Origin of the sequence: Marixanthomonas ophiurae, assembly GCF_003413745.1 — a bacterium.
Lineage (GTDB): Bacteria > Bacteroidota > Bacteroidia > Flavobacteriales > Flavobacteriaceae > Marixanthomonas > Marixanthomonas ophiurae.
Genome location: NZ_QVID01000002.1, coordinates 508,959 through 533,652 on the forward strand (window position 1 = coordinate 508,959; position 24,694 = coordinate 533,652).

The 24,694-nt window shown below is 36.1% G+C and carries 22 protein-coding genes and 1 pseudogene; 12 read left to right on the forward strand and 11 right to left on the reverse strand.

Translation table 11 applies throughout. The features are described 5' to 3' along the window. Window positions 1-67 precede the first annotated feature (67 nt). On the reverse strand, window positions 68-964 hold the full coding sequence (gene xerD / locus DZ858_RS12505) for a site-specific tyrosine recombinase XerD (RefSeq protein ID WP_117160004.1): 897 nt from the start codon (window positions 962-964) through the stop codon (window positions 68-70). A gap of 99 nt (window positions 965-1,063) precedes the next feature. Here xerD and DZ858_RS12510 point away from each other — a divergent pair, with 99 nt between their 5' ends. From DZ858_RS12510 to DZ858_RS12530, 5 genes are all read left to right on the forward strand, one after another. After that, entirely contained in the window at window positions 1,064-1,624 is a 561-nt protein-coding gene (locus DZ858_RS12510; RefSeq protein WP_117160005.1) for a porin family protein, read from the forward strand. An 86-nt stretch (window positions 1,625-1,710) separates the two neighbouring features. Further along, window positions 1,711-2,325 carry a porin family protein gene (locus DZ858_RS12515; RefSeq protein WP_117160006.1) on the forward strand — a complete coding sequence of 205 codons (615 nt, stop codon included), beginning with the start codon at window positions 1,711-1,713 and terminating at the stop codon, window positions 2,323-2,325. A 158-nt stretch (window positions 2,326-2,483) separates the two neighbouring features. Further along, window positions 2,484-3,104 carry a porin family protein gene (locus tag DZ858_RS12520; protein WP_117160007.1) on the forward strand — a complete coding sequence of 207 codons (621 nt, stop codon included), beginning with the start codon at window positions 2,484-2,486 and terminating at the stop codon, window positions 3,102-3,104. 72 nt (window positions 3,105-3,176) lie between these two features. Continuing rightward, window positions 3,177-3,599, forward strand: coding sequence for a type II 3-dehydroquinate dehydratase (gene aroQ / locus DZ858_RS12525; protein ID WP_117160008.1), 423 nt, complete (start codon window positions 3,177-3,179; stop codon window positions 3,597-3,599). Beyond that, window positions 3,599-4,324, forward strand: a complete 726-nt coding sequence (locus DZ858_RS12530) for a Dph6-related ATP pyrophosphatase (protein ID WP_117160009.1) — start codon at window positions 3,599-3,601, stop codon at window positions 4,322-4,324. Before aroQ ends, DZ858_RS12530 begins: the two co-directional genes overlap by 1 nt. A 56-nt stretch (window positions 4,325-4,380) precedes the next feature. Here the strand turns inward: DZ858_RS12530 and lpdA are convergent, their stop codons facing one another. From lpdA to DZ858_RS12550, 4 genes are all read right to left on the reverse strand, one after another. Beyond that, window positions 4,381-5,757, reverse strand: coding sequence for a dihydrolipoyl dehydrogenase (lpdA, locus tag DZ858_RS12535; protein ID WP_117160010.1), 1,377 nt, complete (start codon window positions 5,755-5,757; stop codon window positions 4,381-4,383). 133 nt (window positions 5,758-5,890) lie between these two features. After that, entirely contained in the window at window positions 5,891-6,292 is a 402-nt protein-coding gene (gene msrB / locus DZ858_RS12540; protein WP_117160011.1) for a peptide-methionine (R)-S-oxide reductase MsrB, read from the reverse strand. Next, the gene (gene msrB, locus DZ858_RS12545; RefSeq protein WP_117160012.1) at window positions 6,282-6,767 is read right to left on the reverse strand and encodes a peptide-methionine (R)-S-oxide reductase MsrB; all 486 of its coding nucleotides are present in this window, start codon (window positions 6,765-6,767) and stop codon (window positions 6,282-6,284) included. Before msrB (DZ858_RS12545) ends, msrB (DZ858_RS12540) begins: the two co-directional genes overlap by 11 nt. Before the next feature lie 145 nt (window positions 6,768-6,912). Further along, entirely contained in the window at window positions 6,913-7,401 is a 489-nt protein-coding gene (locus tag DZ858_RS12550; RefSeq protein ID WP_117160013.1) for a collagen-like protein, read from the reverse strand. A gap of 115 nt (window positions 7,402-7,516) precedes the next feature. Between DZ858_RS12550 and DZ858_RS12555 the strand changes: the two genes are divergently transcribed. Together DZ858_RS12555 and DZ858_RS12560 are read left to right on the forward strand one after the other, a co-directional pair. Then, a complete protein-coding gene (locus tag DZ858_RS12555; protein WP_117160014.1) occupies window positions 7,517-8,335 on the forward strand; it encodes a M48 family metallopeptidase in 819 nt (272 codons plus the stop codon). Between the two features lie 84 nt (window positions 8,336-8,419). After that, window positions 8,420-9,748: pseudogene (locus tag DZ858_RS12560) on the forward strand (MFS transporter). A 118-nt stretch (window positions 9,749-9,866) separates the two neighbouring features. On the opposite strand, the gene DZ858_RS12565 reads toward DZ858_RS12560, so the two are convergent. The 4 genes from DZ858_RS12565 to DZ858_RS12580 are packed head-to-tail and all read right to left on the reverse strand — an operon-like array spanning window position 9,867 to window position 12,805. Then, the gene (locus DZ858_RS12565) at window positions 9,867-10,601 is read right to left on the reverse strand and encodes a head GIN domain-containing protein (RefSeq protein ID WP_117160015.1); all 735 of its coding nucleotides are present in this window, start codon (window positions 10,599-10,601) and stop codon (window positions 9,867-9,869) included. A 14-nt stretch (window positions 10,602-10,615) separates the two neighbouring features. Then, window positions 10,616-11,704, reverse strand: coding sequence for a hypothetical protein (locus DZ858_RS12570; RefSeq protein ID WP_117160016.1), 1,089 nt, complete (start codon window positions 11,702-11,704; stop codon window positions 10,616-10,618). Continuing rightward, complete coding sequence (locus DZ858_RS12575; protein WP_117160017.1) at window positions 11,688-12,257, reverse strand: hypothetical protein; 570 nt, start codon at window positions 12,255-12,257, stop codon at window positions 11,688-11,690. Before DZ858_RS12575 ends, DZ858_RS12570 begins: the two co-directional genes overlap by 17 nt. Further along, window positions 12,254-12,805 carry an RNA polymerase sigma factor gene (locus tag DZ858_RS12580; protein WP_117160018.1) on the reverse strand — a complete coding sequence of 184 codons (552 nt, stop codon included), beginning with the start codon at window positions 12,803-12,805 and terminating at the stop codon, window positions 12,254-12,256. Before DZ858_RS12580 ends, DZ858_RS12575 begins: the two co-directional genes overlap by 4 nt. 242 nt (window positions 12,806-13,047) lie before the next feature. Between DZ858_RS12580 and lon the strand changes: the two genes are divergently transcribed. The 4 genes from lon (at window position 13,048) to rpsA (ending at window position 19,539) form a co-directional block, all read left to right on the forward strand. Continuing rightward, a complete protein-coding gene (gene lon, locus DZ858_RS12585; protein ID WP_117160019.1) occupies window positions 13,048-15,498 on the forward strand; it encodes an endopeptidase La in 2,451 nt (816 codons plus the stop codon). A 147-nt stretch (window positions 15,499-15,645) separates the two neighbouring features. Next, a complete protein-coding gene (gene porQ, locus DZ858_RS12590) occupies window positions 15,646-16,668 on the forward strand; it encodes a type IX secretion system protein PorQ (RefSeq protein WP_117160020.1) in 1,023 nt (340 codons plus the stop codon). Further along, window positions 16,668-17,363, forward strand: a complete 696-nt coding sequence (gene cmk, locus DZ858_RS12595) for a (d)CMP kinase (protein WP_117160021.1) — start codon at window positions 16,668-16,670, stop codon at window positions 17,361-17,363. Before porQ ends, cmk begins: the two co-directional genes overlap by 1 nt. A gap of 298 nt (window positions 17,364-17,661) precedes the next feature. Beyond that, window positions 17,662-19,539 (forward strand): 30S ribosomal protein S1, encoded by a 1,878-nt coding sequence (gene rpsA / locus DZ858_RS12605; protein ID WP_117160023.1) that lies wholly within the window; start codon window positions 17,662-17,664, stop codon window positions 19,537-19,539. A 63-nt stretch (window positions 19,540-19,602) separates the two neighbouring features. Here rpsA and DZ858_RS12610 read toward each other — a convergent pair whose 3' ends face one another. After that, window positions 19,603-20,007, reverse strand: a complete 405-nt coding sequence (locus tag DZ858_RS12610) for a glyoxalase (protein WP_117160024.1) — start codon at window positions 20,005-20,007, stop codon at window positions 19,603-19,605. A gap of 155 nt (window positions 20,008-20,162) precedes the next feature. Between DZ858_RS12610 and DZ858_RS12615 the strand changes: the two genes are divergently transcribed. Next, window positions 20,163-21,524, forward strand: coding sequence for an NAD-dependent succinate-semialdehyde dehydrogenase (locus tag DZ858_RS12615; protein WP_117160025.1), 1,362 nt, complete (start codon window positions 20,163-20,165; stop codon window positions 21,522-21,524). Window positions 21,525-21,577: 53 nt separating this feature from the next. Here DZ858_RS12615 and DZ858_RS12620 read toward each other — a convergent pair whose 3' ends face one another. Then, the gene (locus DZ858_RS12620; protein WP_117160026.1) at window positions 21,578-24,670 is read right to left on the reverse strand and encodes a WD40/YVTN/BNR-like repeat-containing protein; all 3,093 of its coding nucleotides are present in this window, start codon (window positions 24,668-24,670) and stop codon (window positions 21,578-21,580) included. Window positions 24,671-24,694 lie beyond the last annotated feature (24 nt).

Sequence of the window (24,694 nt, forward strand, 5' to 3'; positions counted from 1 at the left end):
AAAAAAGGAGATAGAAGCTTTTAGCGTTTTTTTAACCTGTAATAGGAGTTAATTAATACGTTTTTTACTATTTCCGAGGATGAAACTTATTAATTACTTCAGTAAGGTGGGTTGTATCTACGTGTGTATAGATTTCGGTTGTGGTAATGCTTTCATGTCCTAGCATTTGTTGAATAGAGCGTAAATCGGCTCCATTTTCTAATAAATGCGTAGCAAACGAATGCCGAAATGTGTGTGGACTTACTTTTTTTTCAATTCCCGCTTTTTCAGCCAACTGTTTTACGATGGTAAAAATCATGGCTCGTGTGAGTGGATTTCCTCTTCGGTTTAAGAACAACGTGTCTTTTGCTTTTGGTTGAATGGGTATGTGAATACGTACTTCGTTTTTGTAAATGCTGATATACTTAACGGTGTTTCCGCCAATGGGAACAAAGCGTTCTTTATCGCCTTTCCCTGAAACCTTTATAAACCCTTCGTCAAAAAATAAATCCGAAATTTTTAAACTAGTTAATTCAGAAACTCGCAAGCCGCACGCATACAAGGTTTCTAGTATGGCACGGTTTCGTTCGCCTTGAGGGTGATGCAAATCAATAGCTTCAATTAAGGAGTCTATTTCTTCGGTAGAAAGGGTGTCGGGTAGTTTTCGGGCGATTTTTGGACTTTCAATGAGCTCTAAGGGATTTGTTTGTCGATATTCTTCAAAAACAAGATAATTGAAAAACCCGCGTAAGCCAGAAATCACCCGACTTTGCGATTGCGGTTGCATTTGTTTCGCAATCGTATAAATGAATTGCTGAATGGTTTCTTCTGAAATAGAAATAGGTGATTCATTGATTTCTGCTTCAACAAGCCATTTTATCAACTTTTTAAGGTCTAATGAGTAGTTTTTAATAGAATTAGCTGAAAGTCCGCGTTCTATACGTAAATAGTCTTGGTAATCTTGTAAAGCCTGCTGCCATTTCATAGTACGATATTACTAAATATAGCGGTATTAAAAAATAATAAATGGGTAGATGCGTTATTTCTTGTATATTTAGGATACAAACTTAAAAAAACAAAAACTATGAAAAAATTGATTTTTGCCGCTCTGGCACTCATTACTATTACAACAACACAAGCTCAAGGACTTGATTTAGGAATAAAAGCAGGGGTTAACTTTGCTACTTTAACGGATGCCAGTGGGTTAGATAATCGTACCGGATTTGTTGCCGGTGCTTTTGTAGGTGCAAAATTGGGCGATAAATTTGGCATACAAGCAGATTTACTGTATTCACAACAAGGTGCGGAATTTGATGCAGGTGAATTTAACTTAGACTATGTAAATGTACCTATTGTTGCAAAGATTTACCTTACCGATAAGTTTAACATTCAAGCAGGACCACAATTTGGTGTGCTTGTAAATGATGAAGCACAAACTGTTATAGGAGAGGTTATTAATGATATAGGTACAAACGAATTTGACATATCTGGAGTAGTAGGTGTTGGTTTTGATGTTCCATTAGGGTTACGACTAGAGGGACGTTATAACTTTGGTTTAACTGATGTACCCGAAGAAAGTGGAGCGGATTTTAATAAAAGTAAAAACAGTGTGTTCACATTATCACTGGGTTACAGTTTCCTTTAAGAGCCTTTAATAAAAGCTTATAATATTATTAATACTTTTTTTGTAGTCCTCACTTTAGATTTGTTCAAAATTTAAAAACAAGAACTATGAAAAAAGTATTTTTTATTGCTGTACTAACTGTATTTGGGGTAACAGCAACACAAGCACAAGAAGTAAGATTAGGAGCTAAAGGTGGTCTAAATTTTTCCTCTTTTTCTGGGGATGGCTTTGATGCCTTTGATGATCCTGAAGGTAGAACCAGTTTTCATATCGGTGCCTTTGCAGAGATTCCATTAAGTGAACGCTTCTCTATTCAACCTGAGGTTTTATACTCAGGACAAGGATTCGATTTAATAAGCAGGGAAGGTGCCGACGACACGGAAGTACAATTAGACTACATAAATGTGCCAGTAATGGCCAAAGTGTATATAGTTGAAGGATTGTATGCCGAAGCAGGCCCACAAATTGGTTTTAACGTTAAAAGTGAAATTGATAGCGATCCAGATGATGAGGGTTCAGGTGATATCGCAATAGATGAAGATATTATTAATGACGTTGATTTTTCAGTAGGAGTAGGAGCTGGGTATCAATTTAATAATGGGTTATTTTTAAATGCGCGTTATAACTTTGGATTAAGTGATGTATTTAACAATGAAGATTTGTTAATCGATAGCGATGCTAAAAACTCAGTATTTGCAGTTTCGGCTGGATATTCATTCTAAAAAGTGAAACACTTAATTATAGAAAAAGCAAGGCTACAAGCCTTGCTTTTTTTTGTTAATGTTGATGGTTAAATAACTTTAATAATGTTATAGATTTATGAATATCATAAAATTTTAGTACATTTATTTCATAAACTAATCAAAAATACATTTTTATTATGAAAAAACTATTACTTATGGCAGCTTTGGCTGTATTCGGATTAACAACTACTAATGCTCAAGAAGTCCGTTTAGGGGCTAAAGCAGGTGTTAACTTTGCTTCTGTCGGAGGAGATGAAACTGATGGAGTTGATGGAAGGACAAGCTTCCACGTAGGAGGTCTTGTTGAAATTCCTATTTCAGAAGTATTCTCAGTACAACCTGAACTATTGTACTCATCACAAGGAGCTAAGACTGAAGATAGTTTCAATGGAGAAAATTTTGAAAGTAAAACTAAATTAGATTATATAAATATTCCTATTCTCGCTAAATTCTATGTTGCTGATGGTTTTAGTATTGAGGCAGGCCCGCAAATAGGATTTTTGGTATCTGCAAATCAAGAATTTGAAGGAGGAGGCGAAAGTGAAGAAGATGATGTATCAGAATTTTATTCAGGAATTGATTTAGGTATCGGCGCTGGAGCTTCCTATCGTTTAACAAACGGTGTGTTTTTTAGTGCTCGTTATGTTCTTGGTTTGTCCAATATAATTGATGATGATGAAGATATTGAATTGGAAGATTCTGATGACTTTAAAAGGCAAAACAACGTCATTCAACTTTCGGTTGGGTATTCTTTCTAAGAAGAAATTGTTTTAAATAATACTAAAGCAGAAGTCTAAGGCTTCTGCTTTTTTATTTTCTATATTTGAAATATGAAAATAATAATCATTAATGGGCCCAACCTAAACCTGCTTGGTAAACGCGAAACCGATGTCTATGGTGATCAATCGTTTCAAGATTTTTTTACGGAGCTTCAGTTTAAATACAAAGAGGTGGAACTAGAACAGTTTCAATCCAACATAGAAGGTGAATTGATTGATAAATTACAAGAAGTAGGGTACGAGTACGATGGTATTATTTTAAACGCAGCCGCCTATACGCATACTTCTGTAGGGATTGGCGATGCAGTAAAAGCCATTGAAACTCCTGTTGTTGAAGTGCATATTTCCAATACTTTTTCGAGGGAAGATTTTCGGCACAAGTCTTACATTTCCCCAAATGCACAAGGCATTGTTTTAGGATTTGGTTTACAAAGTTACGAATTAGCGGTACAAAGCTTTTTGACGGATAAATAATGAAACAAACCTATCTAAATTGGAGTTCTGGTAAAGATTCGGTATTGGCGTATTATCTTTTAAAAAATAATCCTGATTATAACGTTTCAAAATTAGTTACTACTATAAATACAGCTGTAAGCCGTGTTTCTATGCACGGTTTGCAAGAGGCATTGTTAGATGCTCAAGCAAAAAGCATGGGATTACCACTTCAGAAAATATACTTGCCTGAAAAAACTTCTATGCAGCTTTATAACTCTAAAATGCAAGAAGCTACTCAAAAATTAAAATCAGAAGGATTCACCCACGCTGCATTTGGTGATATTTTTCTTGAAGATTTAAAAAAGTATAGAGAAGAACAATTAGAAAAAGTGGGCTTACAAACTATTTTTCCGCTGTGGAAAAAAGACACTACCACGATAATGAAAGAGTTTTTAAGTCTCGGTTTTAAAGCTATTACTGTTTGTGTAAATGCAAAACTATTAGATGAATCATTGGTGGGAAGAGAAGTGAACGAACAGTTTTTAACCGATTTACCCGATACGGTAGACCCGTGCGGTGAAAATGGTGAATTCCATACGTTTGTATACGATGGTCCAATTTTTAACCATCCAGTTTCTTTTGAAATAGGAGAGAAGGTATCAAAAAGCTATAGTCCTTCAAAAGATAACGATGACGACTGTTTTACCGATGATAATAAAAGTTGGGATACAAAGTTTTGGTACTGCGATTTAGTTCCAAAATAAAAAAAGCGCTTCATAAGTTGAAGCGCTTTTTCTTTAGGTAAATATATTATTTAATCTTATAAATGAATTACTTCACCATAAGCAGCAGCAGTTGCTTCCATCACCGCTTCACTCATGGTTGGGTGTGGGTGTACTGCTTTTAATACTTCGTGTCCTGTAGTTTCTAGCTTTCTACCTAAAACGGCTTCAGCGATCATATCGGTTACACCGGCACCAATCATATGGCAACCTAACCACTCACCGTATTTAGCATCGTAAATTACTTTTACGAAACCATCTTTTGTTCCTGCAGCACTGGCTTTACCACTAGCCGAAAACGGGAACTTACCAATTTTAAGCTCGTAACCAGCTTCTTTAGCTTGTTTCTCTGTCATACCAACACTTGCAATTTCAGGAGTTGCATAGGTACAACCTGGGATGTTTCCGTAGTCAATAGGTTCTACGTTCATTCCAGAAATTTTTTCGACACATGTAATTCCTTCAGCAGAAGCAACGTGTGCTAAAGCTTGCCCGGGAACAGCATCACCAATAGCGTAGTACCCAGGAATGTTGGTTTGGTAATAATCGTTTACCATAATCTTACCTTTATCGGTAACTATGCCAACGTCTTCCAAGCCAATATTTTCAATATTTGCGGCAATACCAACTGCGGAAAGTACAACGTCTGCTTCAAGGGTTTCTTCGCCTTTTTTGGTTTTTACAGTTGCTTTTATCGTTTTACCAGAGGTGTCAACTTTTTCTACAGAAGAATTAGTCATCACCTTAATTCCAGCTTTTTTAAACGATTTTTCAAACTGCTTTGAAACGTCTTCGTCTTCCAAGGGAACCAAATTTGGTAAAAATTCTACGATGGTAACTTCGGTACCCATTGCGTTATAAAAATGAGCAAATTCAACACCAATGGCACCACTACCTACAACAATCATCTTTTTAGGCTGCTTGTCTAATGACATAGCTTCACGATACCCGATTACTTTTTTGCCATCTTGTTTAAGATTAGGTAGCTCACGAGAACGCGCTCCGGTTGCAATGATAATATGATCGGCTGTATATTCTTTTCCATCAACATCAACCTTTTTACCGGGTTTTAGTTTTCCGAAACCATCAATAACGTCAATTTTATTTTTCTTCATCAAGAACTGAACACCTTTACTCATGCCGTTTGCAACGCCACGGCTACGTTCAATTACTTTTCCGAAGTCTTTATCTGCACCTTTTACCGTAAGACCATAGTCTTCAGCGTGGTTTAGATAATCAAAAACCTGCGCACTTTTTAATAGTGCTTTAGTTGGGATACAACCCCAGTTAAGGCAAACGCCTCCAAGGCTTTCTTTTTCAATAACAGCTGTTTTTAAGCCTAATTGTGAAGCCCTGATTGCAGCAACATAGCCTCCGGGACCACTTCCTAAAACGATTACGTCGTATTTACTCATTTCGTTGTTTTATGTCGTTATTTTGAAGCTACGAATTTACAAAATGTTAGGGGTACGTGCTAAAAAAAGAGGCATCAAATTCCAAATTTTGATAATTTGGAACCTAATGCCATCTCCATTCATGGAAAGAATGTTATTTTTCGTCAAAATCCACTGAAAGGGAATTCACACAAAATCGCTGTCCAGTTTCGGAAGGACCGTCATTGAAAACATGACCTAAGTGGCTTCCGCATGTAGCGCATAGAATTTCGGTGCGAATCATTCCTAAAGAAGTATCACGCACATATTCTACAGCGCCATCAATGGCTTCGTCAAAAGAAGGCCATCCACAGTTGCTTTCAAACTTGCTATCACTATTAAATAGCGGTGTGTTGCAAGCACCACATTTATAAGTACCATCTTCAAAGTGAACATTATACTTTCCCGTATGCGGACGTTCGGTACCGGCTTCACGAAGAATGCGGTAACGCTCGTCACCTAGCTCTTCTCGCCATTCAGTTTCGCTTTTTTGTATAGAATACTTATTATTGCTCATCTTTTGCTGGTATAAAGTCTAAAGCGGCCCCATTAATACAGTGTCTTTTTCCCGTGGTTTCCTGAGGGCCATCGTTAAAAACGTGCCCTAAGTGACCACCACAAGTAGCACAATGCTCTTCATTACGGCTGTATCCTAATTTATTGTCGGTTGAAAATTCTACGTTCCCTTCGATAAACCGATCAAAACTGGGCCATCCGGTTCCGCTTTTAAATTTGTTTTCGCTTTTATATAAAGGTGTTCCACAAGCAGCACAAACGTATGTTCCTTTTTCTTTATTGCTATTTAATTCGCTTGAAAAGGGACGCTCGGTTGCTGCTTTACGGAGTACTTGATATTCCATATCGGTAAGCTCTGCTTTCCATTCAGCATCTGTTTTGGTAACCTCGTATTCTTTTTGTTCTTTTTTATCTTGTGCTTTAGAGTTGCAACTTATCAATACTAAGCTACACACTAAAAAAATGATCTTTTTCATAGTTTAATTTTCAAGATTAATGATTTCAATTTCTGAGTTGCTCATGATGTCACTCATTGTCAAATCCGCAGTTGCAAATTCAGCTGGGACGATGGCAATTCTAAATATTTGGTCGTTTTGATAGTCTGAACCTAACTGTGAAAATTTATAATTGAATGTTAAAAGTTTCAATAGCTTCGTCCATGCTCATTTTTGCATCTGCAAATTCTGCTGGTACGACAACAAAACGGAATGTTTCATTATCTGTAAAATCTGTAGAAAGTGTTTGCGGATCATAATCACCATCTATTATAACCTGAACGTCTATAAAAGTTTGCAAGTGAAGGTATTGAATAACTTCTCCATTACCTAAATAGAAATTATTTGGAAGCTGTGTCCATACGTCAAAACCATCTTCATCTACATCTTCTAAACGATATGCTAATACAGCATCACTTTCAAAGACTTCAAAAGGATAAGCTATTCGATCTGTCTGATATAAATTATTTTGAGTATTTAACTGAAGTGTAGTTGTTACTTCAAAAGTTTGTGCCAAAAAATCATCTCCCGGAGGTCCAGCAGGTCCTGGGTCGCCTTCACATGATGAAAATAAAAAAGTAGTGGAAAGCGCTAAAAATAAGAGTATCTGTTTCATAATTTGTTTGTTTTAATTGTAATATATCAAAAGCTATTCCAGTTTTTATATAAATTTTAATAAAAAGCAGTAGTTTTATTTTTAACTTTAAATTTGAAATGTAAAAAAACATACAATGAATTATAAAAAAACACTATCCTTACTAACAGTACTTATTTTTGCTGTAGCCTGTAGTACCAATCCGTTTACAGGAAAAAAGACCTTAGCATTGGTACCTAACTCACAGATATTACCGATGGCCTTTCAGCAATATGACCAGTTTTTAACTGAGAATAAAGTTGTTAAAGGGACTGCGGATGCTCGAATGATTCAAAATGTAGGTCAAAAAATTGCTGCAGCTTCCGAGCGTTACTTAACTGCAAATGGATACGCTGGTTACTTAAAAAATTACCGTTGGGAATATACTTTGGTGCAAGACGATGCTGTAAATGCATGGTGTATGCCAGGTGGGAAAATAGTGTTTTATACTGGTATTTTACCCGTTACCCAAAATGAAGCAGGTGTAGCAGCCGTTATGGGGCACGAGGTGGCACATGCATTGGCCAATCACGGACAACAACGCATGAGCGCTGGGCAGTTACAACAATTAGGAGCTGTAGCAGGAAACTTGGCATTGGCCAAAAATCCTGAAAATCAACAATTATTTAATCAATATTATGGCGTTGGAACCCAAGTGGGAGTTATGTTACCATTTAGCCGAAGCAATGAGACCGAAGCCGATAAAATAGGCCTAACTTTAATGGCCATTGCTGGTTATGAGCCTGCAGTAGCAGCAGATTTATGGCAGCGCATGCAACAACAAGGAGGCGGAGCACCACCAGAAATATTAAGTACCCACCCATCTAACGATACTCGTATTAGAAATATACAAAGTTGGGCAGCTGGTGCAAAAGCAGAAGCTCGCAAATTTGGTGTTACTACTTTTCAGAAATAAGTTTTTAAAAAGAATAAATTCAAGTAATTTAGTCCCGTTCAGATAGTAATTTGAACGGGATTTTTTATTCGTAAAAATTAAAATATGACCAACTTACCAAAGGGTAGCAAGAAACTCCTGAATGCTTGGGCTGTTTACGACTGGGCCAACTCAGTTTATAACTTAGTGATTTCCTCGGCTATTTTCCCCATTTTTTATGGTGCCTTGACACTTGTAAAAGATGAAAATGGTAAGATATTGGACGATACCGTTACTTTTTTAGGGTTTGATTTTAATAACGATACACTTATTAGCTATGTTACTGCAGCTGCTTTTTTAGTGGTTTCTATTTTAAGTCCGTTGTTAAGTGGGGTTGCTGATTATGTAGGCAATAAGAAAATTTTCATGAAGTTTTTCTGTTATCTGGGAGCTGTTTCGTGTATTGGTCTCTTTTGGTTTTCTTTAGACCATTTATGGTTTGGATTGTTGTGTTACTTTTTAGCTCTGATTGGGTTTTGGGCTAGTTTGGTTTTTTATAATTCATATTTACCAGATATAGCTTTTCCCGAACAGCAAGATAAAATTAGTGCTAAAGGGTACTCTTTAGGATATATTGGAAGTGTAATCCTTTTGTGTGTTTGTTTAGCCATGATTTTAATGTATGATACTTTTGGATTTGAAGATGAAGGATTACCTACACGGTTATCATTTGTATTGACAGGAGTATGGTGGATTGGGTTCAGTCAGTACACGTATTATTATCTTCCTAAGGGAAACAAAAAACAAAAATTTACAAAACACCTTCTTTTCAATGGGTTTAAAGAATTAAAGAAAATTTGGAATAATCTAGGCGAAAACAAAAGTCTAAAACGTTATCTCACCGCTTTCTTTGTATATAGTATGGCAGTACAAACTATTATGTTGGTCGCTACCTATTTTGGAATTGAAGAATTAGATTGAGGCGAAACCGACGTAACCGTTGGGTTAATAGTAAGTATACTATTAATACAATTAGTAGCTGTTTTAGGAGCCTTTTTAACGTCTCGTGCTTCTGCAAAATTTGGAAATATCAATACGTTAATTGTTTTGAATATTATTTGGATTTGCATCTGTATATACGCTTATTCCATAACGACACCTGAACAGTTTTATGTTACAGCAGGGTTTGTAGGTTTGGTGATGGGCGGAATTCAGTCACTCTCGCGTTCAACCTATTCCAAATTAATCCCTGAAGGAGCAGTCGATACGGCTTCCTATTTTAGCTTTTATGATGTGGCTGAAAAAATCGGGATTGTAATCGGGATGTTTAGTTACGGCTTTGTGGCACAAGTAACAGGTAGCATTCGGTATGCAATATTGTTTTTTATATTATTTTTTGTGGTAGGACTTGTATTGTTGTTTCGCGTGCCACGAAACGTGAAAGTTTCAGAATAAAGAAAATCCTAAAAAGAATGGTTAAAATATCTTTTTAGGATTTGTATTTAATTTTCATAGTGTTGGTGTCTGAGTGTCCTGACAATAGGAGGTAAGTATTGAAGACACATAATGTAAACTACATCGATTTAATCGATCCGCTTCCCAAAACTTTGGTGTCACTTTTTGATGGATTTCCTTTATAAGAAATATCGCCTGATCCGTTTACCCGAGCTTTTATACTTTGTTTTGCTGAAACGGTTGCATCACCAGAACCAGAAATATATACTTCGGTGGCATTAGCTTCAAAATTTCTACCGTCAAAATCACCACTACCACTAAGTTTCAATTCAAAATCACTAGTGCTTCCATTTAGCTTCATATCCCCAGAACCCACTATCTTTGCATTCAATGAACTTGACTCCACATTCAAAATAATATCGCCAGAGCCTATTAGGCTTGTTTCAAAATTATTGGTTTTAATTTTTTTAGTAGAAGTAATATCGCCAGAACCAACTAATTTTACTTCAGAAAGATCCTGAAACGGAACTATTATGTCAATTCCTTTTTTAGTGCTAATGGAATGTCCTTTTTTTACTGAAATTGTCAAGGTATTTCCACTTGTACTAATATCTAAATGTTCGTGTATATTGTTATCTGTTGAAACGGTAATGGAACCCTCTTTGCCACTAACAAAGGTTACATCCATAGATCCAGTTACGTGTATGTTGTCATAATCACCTGTTGAAACGGTTTTCGTGGTTACATTTCCATTTCCTTTAACTTTTGAATTGTTCCAGTTCTGAGCAATTGCCTGTTGTGTTGTTATTGACAGTAAGAAGACAATAAGTATGCTTTTTGTTAGTGTTTTCATATGTTTGTTTGGTTTTAGTTTTTATTAAAAGTAACTCCGCCATAATCGGAATTTATATGTACAGTATTTCCAGAGTTTTGTGTTCCGTGATAACCACTATAATTTCTACTGCTATAATCTTTGGATGATTTTAAAACGGTTACATCTTCTTCGCCTTTTAAGCTAGCATAGGATAAATCTACGACGAAATCAAAATTATAACCGCTATCAAACCCAAGTTTAATACCTGTGTAATCTGCTTTTATAGTGACATCTTTTGCAGTATTTGTGATATTTTCTATTCTAATAGATCCATAACCAGTGTTTAAATTTATTGAGCCTGTTACGGTTTCTATTTGATTATTTACATAATCACCTTTCCCTATTACTTTTTGTGCTTTCCCTATAATTACTTTTCCGTAATCGCAATTATAGTTAATGCTTTGAGCTTCTAAAATTTCAGACTTTGTATAATCTGCGGTTAACTCTAAACGTTCCGTTTTTTCTAAGGTAAACCCTGAATAATCTGCGTTAATACGGCCGCTTTTCATATAACCAATAGTAGATTTATCTGTATAATCAAAAGTAAGGGAGTTATCATCTGCCAATAGTTCACCAATGATTAATTGACCATAATCACAGTTTATTTTGGCGTTACCTTTAAGTTTATTGATATGGATGGCGCCATAATCATTATTCAAATCTACTGTATTTGTAATAGGCAGTTTAATGGAATAATTGACTTCTACTGAAACATTATTTTTATTATTGCTTCCCCACCAGCTCCAGCCAGACTTTTTTTCGTTAAAAATAGTTTTGGCAGTTACTAATGAAGCATTTCCGCTAAGCTCGATATTAATTTCTTCGAGCCGTTCATTAACTTTTTCTTCATTATCGCCGTTGGTTTTAATGGTAACTTCTATAACCGTTCGGTTTTCGGTCCAGGTTACAATATCTATGTTTCCATAACTGTTATTCACAGTAAGACCGGCACCTGAGTTTACATTAAATTCTTTTTTGACGGTCTTCTCTTTGGTGTATTTTCCTTTCATTTTACCATTTGTGGCCATAGCCAATGCGGGTAGCAATAAAAGAAAAAGTAGTGTTTTAGATTGTATTTTCATTTCTATTCGCTTTAAGTGTTTTTATTTCTTCAATAGTTTTAATTACGTTTTCCAAAAGATCGATCCTGTTTTGGAAATTAGTAATCATCGCATAAATTACTCGCTTGTCATTTCCGCTTTCTGCGAGATCGCCTTTTAAGGTTTCATATTCTTTCTCGAGCACTTCTATTTGTGTTAGCGCGTCAGCAACCAGTTCTTTGGTTTCAGGGGTGTCAAAGCTTTTTAAAGTTTGCAACTCCTTATTAATTGCTGATGTAAAAAACGACTGTGTTTTTTCCATTTCTGGGGAAACACTAGCTAGATCACTAGCTTTTGCTTCATTATTCTGAAATAAAAATCCGATAGCTATCAAAACAGCAATGGTAGCAGCAATGCTTATTGGTTTCCACCAGTTTCCTTTCTCAGTTTGTTTTTCTTTTGAAACATTTTTTTCTGCTTCCGTTTTTGCGTTCAGCTTCGCTAAAAACCTTTTTTGATGTCCTTGTGGCGTATCGTGCACGTCAAAATCTGTTCGGTTTTGTTCGAATAAAGTATCTATATCATCTTTTTTCATGATGCAATTTTTAATTTTTTCCGTAAGCTTTCTTTGGCTCGTGAAACTAATGTTCTGCAATTTGCATAGGTAATATCCAATATTTCGCACATTTCTTCATAATCATATCCTTCAATTAAATGAAGTGTTAATACTTGTTGGTAGCTACTGTGCAAACTACTCATACAACTTAATACAGCTGCAGCCTTTTCATTGCTATAATCGTTTTCTGTAATTCCAGAAGTCGCTTCTACAGTTTCAGCAATGGTTTCATCTGGCAAATCGATAAAACGTTGTTGTTTTTTGTATTGTGAAATACTGTTATTTACAACAATGCGTTTTAACCAAGCTCCAAAAGTTGCTGTACCTTTAAAAGTGTCCAGCTTGCTGAAAGCAGTTATAAAAGATTCTTGCATAATATCTTCTGCTTCTGCAGTATCTTTTACAATCCGCACGGCTACATTGTACATAGCACGTTGATAACGGTTGTACACTTCTAGTTGAGCTAAATGGTTTCCTTTTTTGCACAGCACTAATAACGAGTCAATATGTTGGTCGGTCAATGTCAAAAACAAGCTTGTTTAATTTAAAGATAGGGATTGTTGCAATATGTTACAGTTGTGGTTAAAAAAGTTTTAAAAAAGGACTGTTTACAAGAACTAAGTAATTGGCATAACTATTGAATATTATAGTTTGAAGACCAATAGGCATAACGCTAAGCACTTGGTTTTCATAATAAGATGCATAAAGAAATATTTAAAAACAGCTATTGTGCACCCAATTTTGGTGACACAATGTCTTAAAATACTATATGGCCCATTCAAAAGTAAAAACATTAGACAGTTTGTCATTGCAAGAATTAGAGCAAGATGCCGAGTTAATCCCTTTAATGACGGCTGAAGACGAAGATGCAATGAACAAAGAAGAATTACCCGAAATACTTCCTATTCTTCCGCTTCGAAATACGGTATTATTCCCTGGAGTAGTAGTTCCTATTACTGCTGGACGCGATAAATCGATCAAATTAATAAATGAAACCAATAAAGGAAGCAAAACCATTGGAGTTGTTTCTCAAAAGGATGAAGAAGTTGAGGATCCTAATTTAAACGAAATAAATACCGTTGGTACCGTTGCAAAAATTCTTAGGGTTTTAAAAATGCCTGACGGAAATACAACCGTAATCATACAAGGTAAAAAACGCTTTGAAACCACAGAGGTAATTACTACCGAACCGTATATGACGGCCACCATTCGGGAAGTTAAAGAAGCAAAACCTGCTAAAGAAAGTGAAGAGTTTTCTGCAATTATAGACTCTATTAAAGAGATTGCTCTTGAAATTATAAAGGGAAGCCCTAATATTCCTTCGGAAGCGGCTTTTGCCATTAAAAACATTGAAAGCAATTCATTCTTAATAAACTTTGTTTCTTCAAACTTGAACATTTCAGTAAAAGAGAAACAGAGTTTACTTGAAATGAACGATCTTAAAGAGCGTGCGATGGAAACGCTCAAGTACATGAATGTTGAATTGCAGAAATTATCATTGCGCAACGACATTCAGTCAAAAGTGCAAAGCGACATTAATCAGCAGCAGCGTGAATATTTTCTTCAACAGCAAATGAAGACTATTCAGGAAGAATTGGGAGGAAATTCCAATGAAGCTGAAATACAAGAAATGCGCGAAAAGGCGAAAGCAAAAAAGTGGGGTGATGAAGTTCAAGAGCATTTTGACAAAGAAATTACCAAATTGCAGCGTATGAATCCACAAGTTGCAGAATATAGCATTCAAAGCAATTATTTGGATTTAATGCTTGACTTGCCTTGGAATGAATTCAGCACCGATAAGTTTGATTTAAAAAGAGCAAGAAAAATTCTAGACCGTGATCATTACGGATTAGACGATGTTAAAAAACGTATTATAGAATACCTTGCCGTTTTAAAACTTCGGAACGATATGAAATCGCCCATACTTTGTTTGTACGGACCTCCAGGGGTTGGTAAAACTTCACTGGGTAAATCAATCGCCGAAGCCTTGGGTAGAGAATATGTGCGTATGTCGTTAGGTGGTTTACGGGATGAAGCTGAAATACGCGGACACCGTAAAACCTATATAGGTGCTATGCCAGGACGTATTATTAAGAACATTAAAAAAGCAGAAACTAGTAATCCAGTTTTTGTTTTAGATGAAATTGACAAGCTTTCCGTAGGAAGTCAAGGAGATCCTTCTTCGGCTATGCTTGAAGTTTTGGACCCAGAGCAGAACAATTCTTTTTACGATAACTTTTTAGAATTAGGGTACGATTTGTCTAAAGTAATGTTTATCGCTACTTCTAATAGTTTAAGTACTATTCAACCGGCGCTACGTGACCGTATGGAAATAATTAATGTTACGGGATATACAGTTGAAGAGAAAGTAGAAATAGCAAAACGTCACTTATTGCCAAAACAATTGGAAGAACACGGTCTTACAAAAGACGACCTTAAAATTGGTAAAAAGCAATTAGAAAAAATAGTAGAAGGATACACTCGTGAAAGTGGTGTCCGTAGCTTAGAAAAGCAAATTGCTAAAATGGTTCGTTACGCTGCAATGAAAATTGCAATGGAAGAAGAGTATGAGAAAAAAGTAACCAATGAAATTGTAGTTGACGCATTAGGAAGCCCAAAACTAGAACGAAACAAGTACGAAAATAACGACGTAGCTGGAGTAGTTACCGGATTGGCTTGGACGCGTGTAGGTGGTGATATCTTGTTTATTGAATCTACACTTTCTAAAGGAAAAGGACAGTTAAATATGACTGGAAACCTTGGGAAAGTGATGAAAGAATCAGCAACTATTGCGTTAGAATACATAAAATCTAATGCTGAAGAACTGGGTATCTCACCAGATATTTTTGAAAAGTACAATGTACATGTACACGTACCAGAAGGTGCTACGCCTAAAGATGGGCCAAGTGCAGGTATAACGATGTTAACATCCTTGGTTTCGTTGTTTACACAGCGTAAGGTGAAGAAAAGCATCGCAATGACCGGTGAAATTACGTTACGAGGAAAAGTGCTTCCCGTTGGCGGAATCAAAGAAAAAATATTGGCAGCCAAGCGTGCTCACATTAAAGAAATTTTATTATGTGAAGACAATAAGCGTGATATAGATGAAATTAAACCGGAATACCTAAAAGGGTTGACGTTTCATTATGTAAAAGATATGAGCGATGTACTAGATTTAGCACTTACCAAACAAAAAGTAAAGAACGCTAAGAAGCTCTAATAATTTAAATACCCCTTGTGAATTTCAATTAAAACAATTGGTTTTTCAAGGGGTAAATTATATCTATATTTGAAAACCTTTTATTCGGTTCAAAAATAAATTAATATTGCAGTCGTTAAAAGGTATAGAAAAAGCTAACTACTGTACATGAACCAAAAGGTTTACTTCTTATTATTTATAATCTTACTATCAACTACTGCTGTAGCGCAAGTAGGAGGACGTTCAACGTATCAGTTTTTAAATTTAGTAAATTCCCCACGACAAGCAGCTTTAGGAGGGAAGACAATAACAAATTACGATTACGATCCTACGCAGGCACTTTTTAACCCTGCTACTATTAATCCAGCGATGGATAATCAATTCTCTCTCAATTATGCCAATTATATAGGTGATGTAAATTACGGAACAGCAGCTTATGCCTATGCTTGGGACCGCCGTACACAAGTAATTAATGCAGGGGTTACCTATATTAACTACGGAAAGTTTGATGGCTATGACGAACAAGGAAACGCAACTAATAGTTTTAGTGGCGGTGAAGTAGCTCTTTCTTTTGGTCACGCTCGTAATATTGCGTTTACCGATTTTTATGTAGGAGCCAATGTAAAATTTATATCTTCAAAATTAGAACAGTACAGCTCCTTTGGTATAGCAACCGATATTGGTATTATGTATTTTTATGAAGAATGGGATTTACACATTACTGGAGTTGCTAGAAACTTAGGGACGCAAATTACACCATATCACGAAACCTATGAAAAACTTCCTTTTGAGTTAATCTTCGGAATATCACAAACCCTTAAAAACATACCTATTCGATGGCATTTTACTTTAGAAAATATGCAACGATGGAATGTAGCTTTCGCCAATCCCAATCGTGATGAAACAGATTTAGAAGGAAATTCCACAGGTGAAAAAATCAACTTTATTGATAATGCATTTCGCCATATGATTGTGGGAATTGAACTTTTCCCCAAAGGAGGTTTTAACATTCGGTTAGGCTATAATTTACGTAGGGGAGAAGAACTTAGAATAATAGAGCAAAGAGCTTTTGCTGGGTTAAGCGCTGGATTTTCCTTAAAACTGAATAAATTGCGGCTAAGTTATTCCTATTCACAGTATAGTTTGGCGGCTTCAACGAGTACTTTTGGACTCAATATAGACCTACAATAATGCATAAAATTACCATTGCCATAGACGGTTACTCATCTACCGGAAAAAGTACAGTTGCCAAGCAATTGGCAGATTGGTTGGAATATGTATATATCGATACTGGCGCAATGTATCGTGCCGTAACGTTATATGCTATGGAAAATGGTTTTATTTCTGAAGAAGAATTTGATAGGGAAGCACTTATCAAAAAACTATCAGAAATTCATTTAGAATTCAAAAAAAGTAGTCCTACAGCAAAAGCTGAAATATTCCTTAATGGAAAAAATGTAGAAAGTGAAATAAGAACTTTAGATGTTTCAGAATTTGTAAGCCCAATCGCCACTGTTTCCGAAGTACGAAAAAAATTGGTTGAACAACAACAGCGAATGGGTTCTGAAAAAGGTGTTGTGATGGATGGTCGCGATATTGGTACCATTGTTTTACCTAAAGCCGAACTGAAAATCTTTATGAATGCTTCCGCAGAACAACGCGCGAAACGAAGGTACGATGAGCTCACCGAACGCGGTGACCATGTTACGTTTAAAGAAGTTTTGAAAAACGTTCAGGAACGCGATCATATAGATACTACCCGTAAAGATTCTCCTTTACGAAAAGCAGCAGATGCCATTGAAATTGACAATAGTGAAATGAATCTAGAAGATCAATTTCATATCATATTGCAACTAGCCAAAGACCGAATAGCAGGAAGAGTTTAATTACTCTTCAATTTTACCTCAGGAAAAATCCTATTTTATTAGTGCCTGAGTGTCCCGACGATAGGAGGAAAGTATCGAAGGCACAACACCTACCACTTTCTTTTCAAAACACTTTGATTATCAAAAGAAAAACAGTAATTTTGCACTCCTTTTAGCGACGAGGCAAGAATAAAAGGAATGATAAAATTTAATCTAAATCCTTCTGTGGGATGGTCGCGGTAACTTCTTGTAACAACACAGAATACAAATTGTTGAAATTCAGAATCTTTTAAAATGAATTTCACAAACATTTTACTAAATGGCTGATAAAGCAAACAAAGATGCAGCAAAAGAAAAAGCTGCAGAAAAACAAGAAGATGTAGCTGTTGCAGAACAAAAAGCTACTGAGGAAACTCAAAAACCTCAAGAAGAACTTTCTTTAAAGCAAAGAGATCCTAAACAATTTTTAGAAGAATTCAACTGGCATAACTACGAAGAGGGTATTGATCCAATCGATGATGGTAAGTTAGAAGAGTTTGAAAAATTAGTTACAGAAAACTTTGTTGACACATTAGATGATGAGGTAGTAGAAGGAGAAGTAGTTTATATTACAGATCGTGATGCTATTATCGATATCAATGCGAAAAGTGAAGGTGTTATCTCTTTAAACGAGTTTCGTTACAATCCAGACCTTAAAGTTGGTGACAAAGTAGAGGTGTTAATTGATGTACGTGAAGACAGTACGGGACAATTAATTCTTTCACACCGTAAGGCTAGAACTATTAAAGCTTGGGAGCGTGTTAATGATGCTCATGATGATGCTACTATTGTTAACGGTTATGTTAAGTGCCGTACTAAAGGTGGTATGATTGTAGACGTATTCGGTATCGAAGCTTTCTTGCCAGGTTCGCAAATAGATGTGAAGCCTATCCGTGATTACGATGCATATGTAGGAAAAACAATGGAATTCAAAGTTGTGAAAATCAACCACGAATTTAAAAACGTTGTTGTTTCGCATAAAGCACTTATTGAAGCGGATATCGAAGAACAGAAAAAAGAAATTATCGGGCAGCTTGAAAAAGGACAAGTACTGGAAGGAGTTGTTAAAAACATTACTTCATACGGTGTATTTGTTGACCTTGGAGGTGTTGACGGATTGGTACACATTACAGACCTTTCTTGGTCTCGTATCAACCACCCGAACGAGATTGTTGACCTTGACCAGAAATTAAACGTTGTAATCCTTGACTTTGATGAGGATAAAACACGTATCCAACTAGGTCTTAAGCAATTAAAAGCTCACCCATGGGATGCTCTTGGAGACGACTTAAAAGTAGGTGATAACGTAAAAGGTAAAGTAGTTGTTATTGCAGACTACGGTGCATTTATTGAAGTTGCTGAAGGCGTTGAAGGATTAATCCACGTTAGCGAAATGTCTTGGTCTACCCACTTACGTAGCGCACAAGATTTCGTAAATGTTGGTGATGAGGTTGAAGCTCAAATACTAACTATGGATAAAGAAGACCGTAAAATGTCTCTTGGTATTAAGCAATTAACACCAGATCCATGGACTGATATTACAACTAAATACCCTGTAGGTTCTAGACACACAGGTATTGTACGTAACTTTACAAACTTTGGTGTATTTGTTGAATTAGAAGAAGGAATTGATGGACTAATTTACATTAGTGATCTTTCTTGGACTAAGAAAATCAAGCACCCAAGTGAATTTACTGAAATTGGAGCTGAATTAGATGTTGTTGTTCTTGAATTAGATGTTGAAGGACGCAAGTTAAGTTTAGGCCACAAACAAACAGAAGACAACCCTTGGGATAAGTACGAAGGTGAGTTTGCTGTAGGAACTAAGCACACTGCCAAAATTGACGAAATTGTAGACAAAGGAGCAACGATCGAGTTTAACGACGACATCACAGCATTTGTACCAAAACGTCACTTAGAAAAAGAAGATGGAACAGATCTTCAAAAAGGTGAAGAAGCAGAATTCCAAATTATTGAGTTCAACAAAGAATTCAAGAAAGTGGTAGTTTCACATATGGTTATCCATAAAGAAGAAGAAGCTAAAATTGTAAAAGATGCTGCTAAAAAGCAAGCCGCTCAAGCCGAAGACTCTAAAACGACTCTCGGTGATGCAAACTCTAAGCTTCAAGAATTGAAAGACAAAATGAGCGGTAAATAAGCCTTCATTTCGTTATAAAAGTAAAGCCCTTCAGTAATGAAGGGCTTTTTTATTGATTATACTTTATGCAAATTCAGGTTCTAATAGTTGCACATTGCTCTTTAAACGCTCGATAACAATATTCATCATTCGTTTATTTAAAGCAGAAGAGTCATTTATGTACGTTTCATATTCGTACAAAGTAAATTGGCCTATGACCATTCCTTTTAACGAATTTCGAAACTTCATATCCTTATGTATGGCGTTGTCAATATAATCCATCCGTTTTTCAATCGAAAGATCATAAAACACATTTTTATGTTTTCGCACATAATTTCTAAAAGCTGCTAACAATAAATTTTTCTGAAGCTTCACAACGGGGCGCAAGGTATTGTTCTGAAAATACTCTGCATCACTCATTTGGTCATTGAATGTTGCCGAAGGAATTTCGGGTCGTAACTGCAATAAAACTTCGTCTTTAGTTTCCATAATAATTGGGTTTTACTAAAATTATATATTTTAAAAGCCTCTTTTTTCTAAAACAGCACATAGTTATAAACGGCTTTTCAACAGTATTTTGCCGTTAAAATCGTCTTAATCCGTCCCTTTGTTTACAGTCTTTTCGGTACTTTTAAAAGAAAAAGATGGCTACTAAAACTTCATTTAATCCATACACTGGTTCTGAAATAAAATCTTACAAAACACACACCAAACCCGAAATTCAAGATATTTTAACAAAAGCCGATAAGCGGTTTTATTCGTGGCGAGAAACCTCATTTGCAGAACGAAAAAAACTAATGTTGGCAGCTGCTTCTGAATTAAAAAATAATAAAGAAGAATATGCAAAGGATATGACTTTGGAAATGGGGAAACCCATAAAACAAGCCATTGCAGAAGTTGAAAAGTGCGCTTGGGTTTGCGAATATTACGCCGAAAATGCAGAAGAACAATTAAAAAATGAAATAATTAAAACTGATGCTCAAAAAAGTTATGTGAGTTATGAGCCTATGGGAGTAGTATTAGCTATCATGCCTTGGAATTACCCATTCTGGCAGGTGTTTCGATTTGCTGCACCAGCATTAATGGCTGGTAATATTGGGGTGTTGAAACATGCTTCCAACGTCTTCGGAAGTGCTCTAAACATAGAAAAAGTATTTAAACGTGCTGGATTTCCAAACAATTGTTTTACTACTTTAAAAGTGGGAAGTGATGCTATTGAAGAAATTATAGAAAACCCAATTGTAAAAGCCGTAACCTTAACGGGTAGCGGCCCTGCTGGCTCTGAAGTAGCAGCTACGGCAGGGAAAAATATTAAAAAAACAGTCTTAGAATTAGGTGGTAACAATGCTTTAGTCGTTTTAAAAGATTGCGATGTAGATAAAACAATCGATACCTGTGTACAGGCTCGTTTTCAAAACACCGGTCAAAGTTGTATCGCGGGTAAACGGTTATTGGTAGATGAATCAATTTCAGAAGAATTTATTGAAAAGCTAATAATAAAAGTACGGGAATTGAAAAGTGGTGACCCTATGAATGAAGAAACCTTCATTGGTACACTGGCACGAGAAGATTTAGCGAAAGATTTAGAAGAACAAGTAAATAAATCTGTGAAATCTGGTGCAAAACTAGAAATAGGAGGAAAACGACAAAACGCTTATTTTGAACCTACTGTAGTGAGTAATGTCTCTCCTGAAATGACTATGTTTAAAGAAGAAACGTTTGGTCCCGCATTATCTATTACAACCTTTAAGTCTGTAGATGAGGCTATTGAACTTTCTAACAATTCAAAATTTGGATTGGGAGTTTCTATCTTTTCTGAAGATATTGAAGCTGCTGAAAAAATGGCCTACCGATTTGAGGAAGGTGCCGTTTTTATTAATGAATTAGTGAAAAGTGATCCGCGTTTACCATTTGGAGGTGTTAAAAACAGTGGGTATGGACGCGAGTTAAGCAACCATGGAATTACAGAGTTTGTAAATAGAAAAACCGTTTATATTAATAAATAACACAAAAAAAACTCGCAATTTAATTGCGAGCTTTTTTTAAGAGTATTGTTTAGCTATTTTTTCGAAAGAAATTCTTCTTTGGTTTTGATGGTTGGCTTTTCAATCTCATTCTTTTCTAAGAATTTCATTAATTTTTCACCTTCCTTATCTTTAATCTTTTGATAACGTTTTTTAACCTCTGTAAACTCTTCAGAAATTAACTCTAAATTTTGCTTTTGAGATGCTGTTACTCGACTAAAAGTACCTGCAATACTCGAATATAAATCTGCCATGCGTTCTCTTAATTCTGGTTCAGCAGAAGCAACATAATTATCACCGGTTGTCACAACCAAATCTTTCCGAAGGTCTTCCAATGCGTCATACAGTTTTTGAGCATCCTTTTTACCTTTAGGGTTATTTTCAATTATAGTTTTAGCTTTGGTTTGCAATTCGCCTAATTCATACACCATATAGGCTAGATCTTCCACCATATTAAATAGTTGTGTTGTTAATTGCTCTTGCTCTTTACGTTCAGCTAACGTAGTTAATGATTTTTCATCATATTTTACATCTATTGAAGATTCGTAGGTGTCTTTACCTTTTGTCAATACTACTTTGTATGTTCCTGCAGGTACCCGAGGTGCTGTGAAACCTCCGTATGAAAGTGTTTTCCCAGCTGCCATTTTTGGAGTAGAAGTTGTATAACTCCAGTTTACAATATTGATGCCTTTTGATTTTCCAGGAGTAAGGGAAGCTACTTTGTTTCCTTCCATATCTTGGACTTCCATTTCCATTTTTCCGAATGTATGTCGCTTCTTCAAATAGTAAGCTATCCTAGCTGAAGTTGGTTTATTGCCCCCTACAAATTGTGTTTCAGTTCCAAAACTACCGCTAAAGCCACTTTCTTCTGGCATAGTGAAAGCTTCCGTATCGAAAAAGTGAACATCTTCTTCTAAAATTGATGGGGTAAGTTGCCGTAAAGGACTAATGTCATCTATAATGATTACGCCTCGTCCGTGTGTGCCCATTACGATATCATTAGTTTGCTTTTGCATATCGATAAAATGAACGGCAACCGGTGGCATGTTATTTGTGAATTGTGACCAATTGTTTCCGCCATCAATAGTAACATATAAACCCATTTCGGTTCCTAAGAATAGCAAATCTTCATTTTCGTAGTCTTCTTGAATATTTCGAACAAAAGCATTCTCTTGAATGTCCTCTGAAACAATCGACTTCCAAGTTTTACCATAATCTGTAGTTTTCAATGCATAGGGTTTCATATCGCCTGTGGTATGACCTTCAAAAACAGCATAAGCTGTTCCTTTTCCATGTACACTTGCCTCAATGTGATATACCCAAGTATTTGTTGGAACACCTGTTAAGTTTTCAGTAACATTCTTCCAGTTTTTTCCACCATTTGTTGTTACTTGTACATTTCCATCGTCTGTTCCTACCCAAATAATGTTTTCATCTAAAGGAGATTCTGCAATTGTAAAAATGGTTGTGTGGTTTTCAGCGCCGCTATTATCTACCGAAAGCCCTCCAGATTCTGATTGATTTTGTTTCTCAGGGTCATTAGTTGTTAAATCTGGAGAAATAATCTGCCACGTTTCGCCCATATCTTCACTTTTATGTAAAAATTGGCTTCCCATATAAAAACGATCAGGGGCGTGAGTACTTACTGCCATTGGAGCATTCCAATTAAAGCGTAATTCAGCATCTCCTTTTTTTGGTAATGGTTGGATGGTTCTAGTTCTATTTCTGTCTACATCATACTGCCAAACATTTTGAGCTCCTTGCATTTCAGAATAAATAATGTTTTTGGTTGGGTGTTTTAAAACTCTAAATCCGTCGCCATATCCCACACTATTCCAGTCACGAGCATTTACACCTCCTGGAGAAGAAGATGGTCCATACCAGCTTCCATTGTCTTGCAAACCACCATACACGTTATAAGGTTCGGCATCGTCAGTACTTATGTGATAAAATTGTGAGAGAGGAAGATCTTCAACAATCTCAAATACGGAACCACCATTCCAAGAGCGGTACAGCCCACCATCGGTAGCTGAATACATAATATCGCTATCGTTTATATGGAACGTGATATCATGAATATCAGCATGCATATTCCCAAGATTTTTGAAGGTTTTACCACCATCTCGGCTTATGGAACCAGTGAGACCGCCTTTTACAACAATATTAGGGTTTTTAGGGTCAACGGTAATACGCGAAAAGTAAAAAGGGCGAACGGTTAAACCAAAATCATTGTTTAAATGTTCCCAACTTTTTCCGGCGTCTGTAGATTTCCAAAGTCCGTTTTTATCTTTTTCTTCAGTTTCCAATACAGAATACAAAGTATTATTGTCACTTGGAGCAACTGCAATAGCAATTCTACCTAAATCGCCTTCGGGGAAACCGTTATGTATTTTATTCCAAGTTTTTCCGCTGTCGGTAGATTTGTATAAGGCACTGTTTTCACCACCAGAATTAAAACTCCATCCCGTACGCTTAAATTGCCACATAGAAGCATACAATACATTTGGGTTTTTTGGGTCCATTATTACATCTGCCGCTCCAGTAGAAGGTCCCACATATAACATTTTATTCCAAGTTTTTCCGCCATCAGTTGTTTTATAAACACCTCGATCTTCGCTATCGCTCCATAATGCGCCTAAAACCCCTACATATACTTCATCGGTATTATTAGGGTTAATGACTACGGAGGCAATTCGTTCACTGTTTTCAAAACCAGGAATCTCTTCCCAATTATTTCCACCGTCTGTAGATTTAAACAATCCATCGCCAACAGAAACTGAATTACGTGTCCAAGTTTCACCAGTACCTACCCAAATAGTTTGATCGGGATCCTTTGGGTCTAATGTCACTACTCCAATAGATTGTACATGTTCATCAAAAATAGGGGAGAATGTAGCTCCTCCATTACTAGACTTCCAAACGCCACCACCGGCGGTACCAATATATATGATACGAGTATTGCTAGGGTGCATTTCAATATCATTAATGCGACCGCTCATTAATGCAGGGCCTATATGGCGAGCTTCCATATCGCCAAATAATTCTTTTCCTTTTAAAGCGGTTTCTTGAGCTGAAATTGATACGGGCAAGAAGGCTAATATCAATATGGTGTACAGTAGTTTTTTCATGGGTTGGTATTTTGAAGTGAATTA

What these genes read in the sequence shown, in the direction of transcription:
- xerD (WP_117160004.1), bottom strand. Translation starts at nt 964, where the DNA reads ATGAAATGGCAGCAGGCTTTACAAGATTACCAAGACTATTTACGTATA.
- DZ858_RS12510 (WP_117160005.1), top strand. Translation starts at nt 1,064, where the DNA reads ATGAAAAAATTGATTTTTGCCGCTCTGGCACTCATTACTATTACAACA.
- DZ858_RS12515 (WP_117160006.1), top strand. Translation starts at nt 1,711, where the DNA reads ATGAAAAAAGTATTTTTTATTGCTGTACTAACTGTATTTGGGGTAACA.
- DZ858_RS12520 (WP_117160007.1), top strand. Translation starts at nt 2,484, where the DNA reads ATGAAAAAACTATTACTTATGGCAGCTTTGGCTGTATTCGGATTAACA.
- aroQ (WP_117160008.1), top strand. Translation starts at nt 3,177, where the DNA reads ATGAAAATAATAATCATTAATGGGCCCAACCTAAACCTGCTTGGTAAA.
- DZ858_RS12530 (WP_117160009.1), top strand. Translation starts at nt 3,599, where the DNA reads ATGAAACAAACCTATCTAAATTGGAGTTCTGGTAAAGATTCGGTATTG.
- lpdA (WP_117160010.1), bottom strand. Translation starts at nt 5,757, where the DNA reads ATGAGTAAATACGACGTAATCGTTTTAGGAAGTGGTCCCGGAGGCTAT.
- msrB (WP_117160011.1), bottom strand. Translation starts at nt 6,292, where the DNA reads ATGAGCAATAATAAGTATTCTATACAAAAAAGCGAAACTGAATGGCGA.
- msrB (WP_117160012.1), bottom strand. Translation starts at nt 6,767, where the DNA reads ATGAAAAAGATCATTTTTTTAGTGTGTAGCTTAGTATTGATAAGTTGC.
- DZ858_RS12550 (WP_117160013.1), bottom strand. Translation starts at nt 7,401, where the DNA reads ATGAAACAGATACTCTTATTTTTAGCGCTTTCCACTACTTTTTTATTT.
- DZ858_RS12555 (WP_117160014.1), top strand. Translation starts at nt 7,517, where the DNA reads ATGAATTATAAAAAAACACTATCCTTACTAACAGTACTTATTTTTGCT.
- DZ858_RS12565 (WP_117160015.1), bottom strand. Translation starts at nt 10,601, where the DNA reads ATGAAAACACTAACAAAAAGCATACTTATTGTCTTCTTACTGTCAATA.
- DZ858_RS12570 (WP_117160016.1), bottom strand. Translation starts at nt 11,704, where the DNA reads ATGAAAATACAATCTAAAACACTACTTTTTCTTTTATTGCTACCCGCA.
- DZ858_RS12575 (WP_117160017.1), bottom strand. Translation starts at nt 12,257, where the DNA reads ATGAAAAAAGATGATATAGATACTTTATTCGAACAAAACCGAACAGAT.
- lon (WP_117160019.1), top strand. Translation starts at nt 13,048, where the DNA reads ATGGCCCATTCAAAAGTAAAAACATTAGACAGTTTGTCATTGCAAGAA.
- porQ (WP_117160020.1), top strand. Translation starts at nt 15,646, where the DNA reads ATGAACCAAAAGGTTTACTTCTTATTATTTATAATCTTACTATCAACT.
- cmk (WP_117160021.1), top strand. Translation starts at nt 16,668, where the DNA reads ATGCATAAAATTACCATTGCCATAGACGGTTACTCATCTACCGGAAAA.
- rpsA (WP_117160023.1), top strand. Translation starts at nt 17,662, where the DNA reads ATGGCTGATAAAGCAAACAAAGATGCAGCAAAAGAAAAAGCTGCAGAA.
- DZ858_RS12610 (WP_117160024.1), bottom strand. Translation starts at nt 20,007, where the DNA reads ATGGAAACTAAAGACGAAGTTTTATTGCAGTTACGACCCGAAATTCCT.
- DZ858_RS12615 (WP_117160025.1), top strand. Translation starts at nt 20,163, where the DNA reads ATGGCTACTAAAACTTCATTTAATCCATACACTGGTTCTGAAATAAAA.
- DZ858_RS12620 (WP_117160026.1), bottom strand. Translation starts at nt 24,670, where the DNA reads ATGAAAAAACTACTGTACACCATATTGATATTAGCCTTCTTGCCCGTA.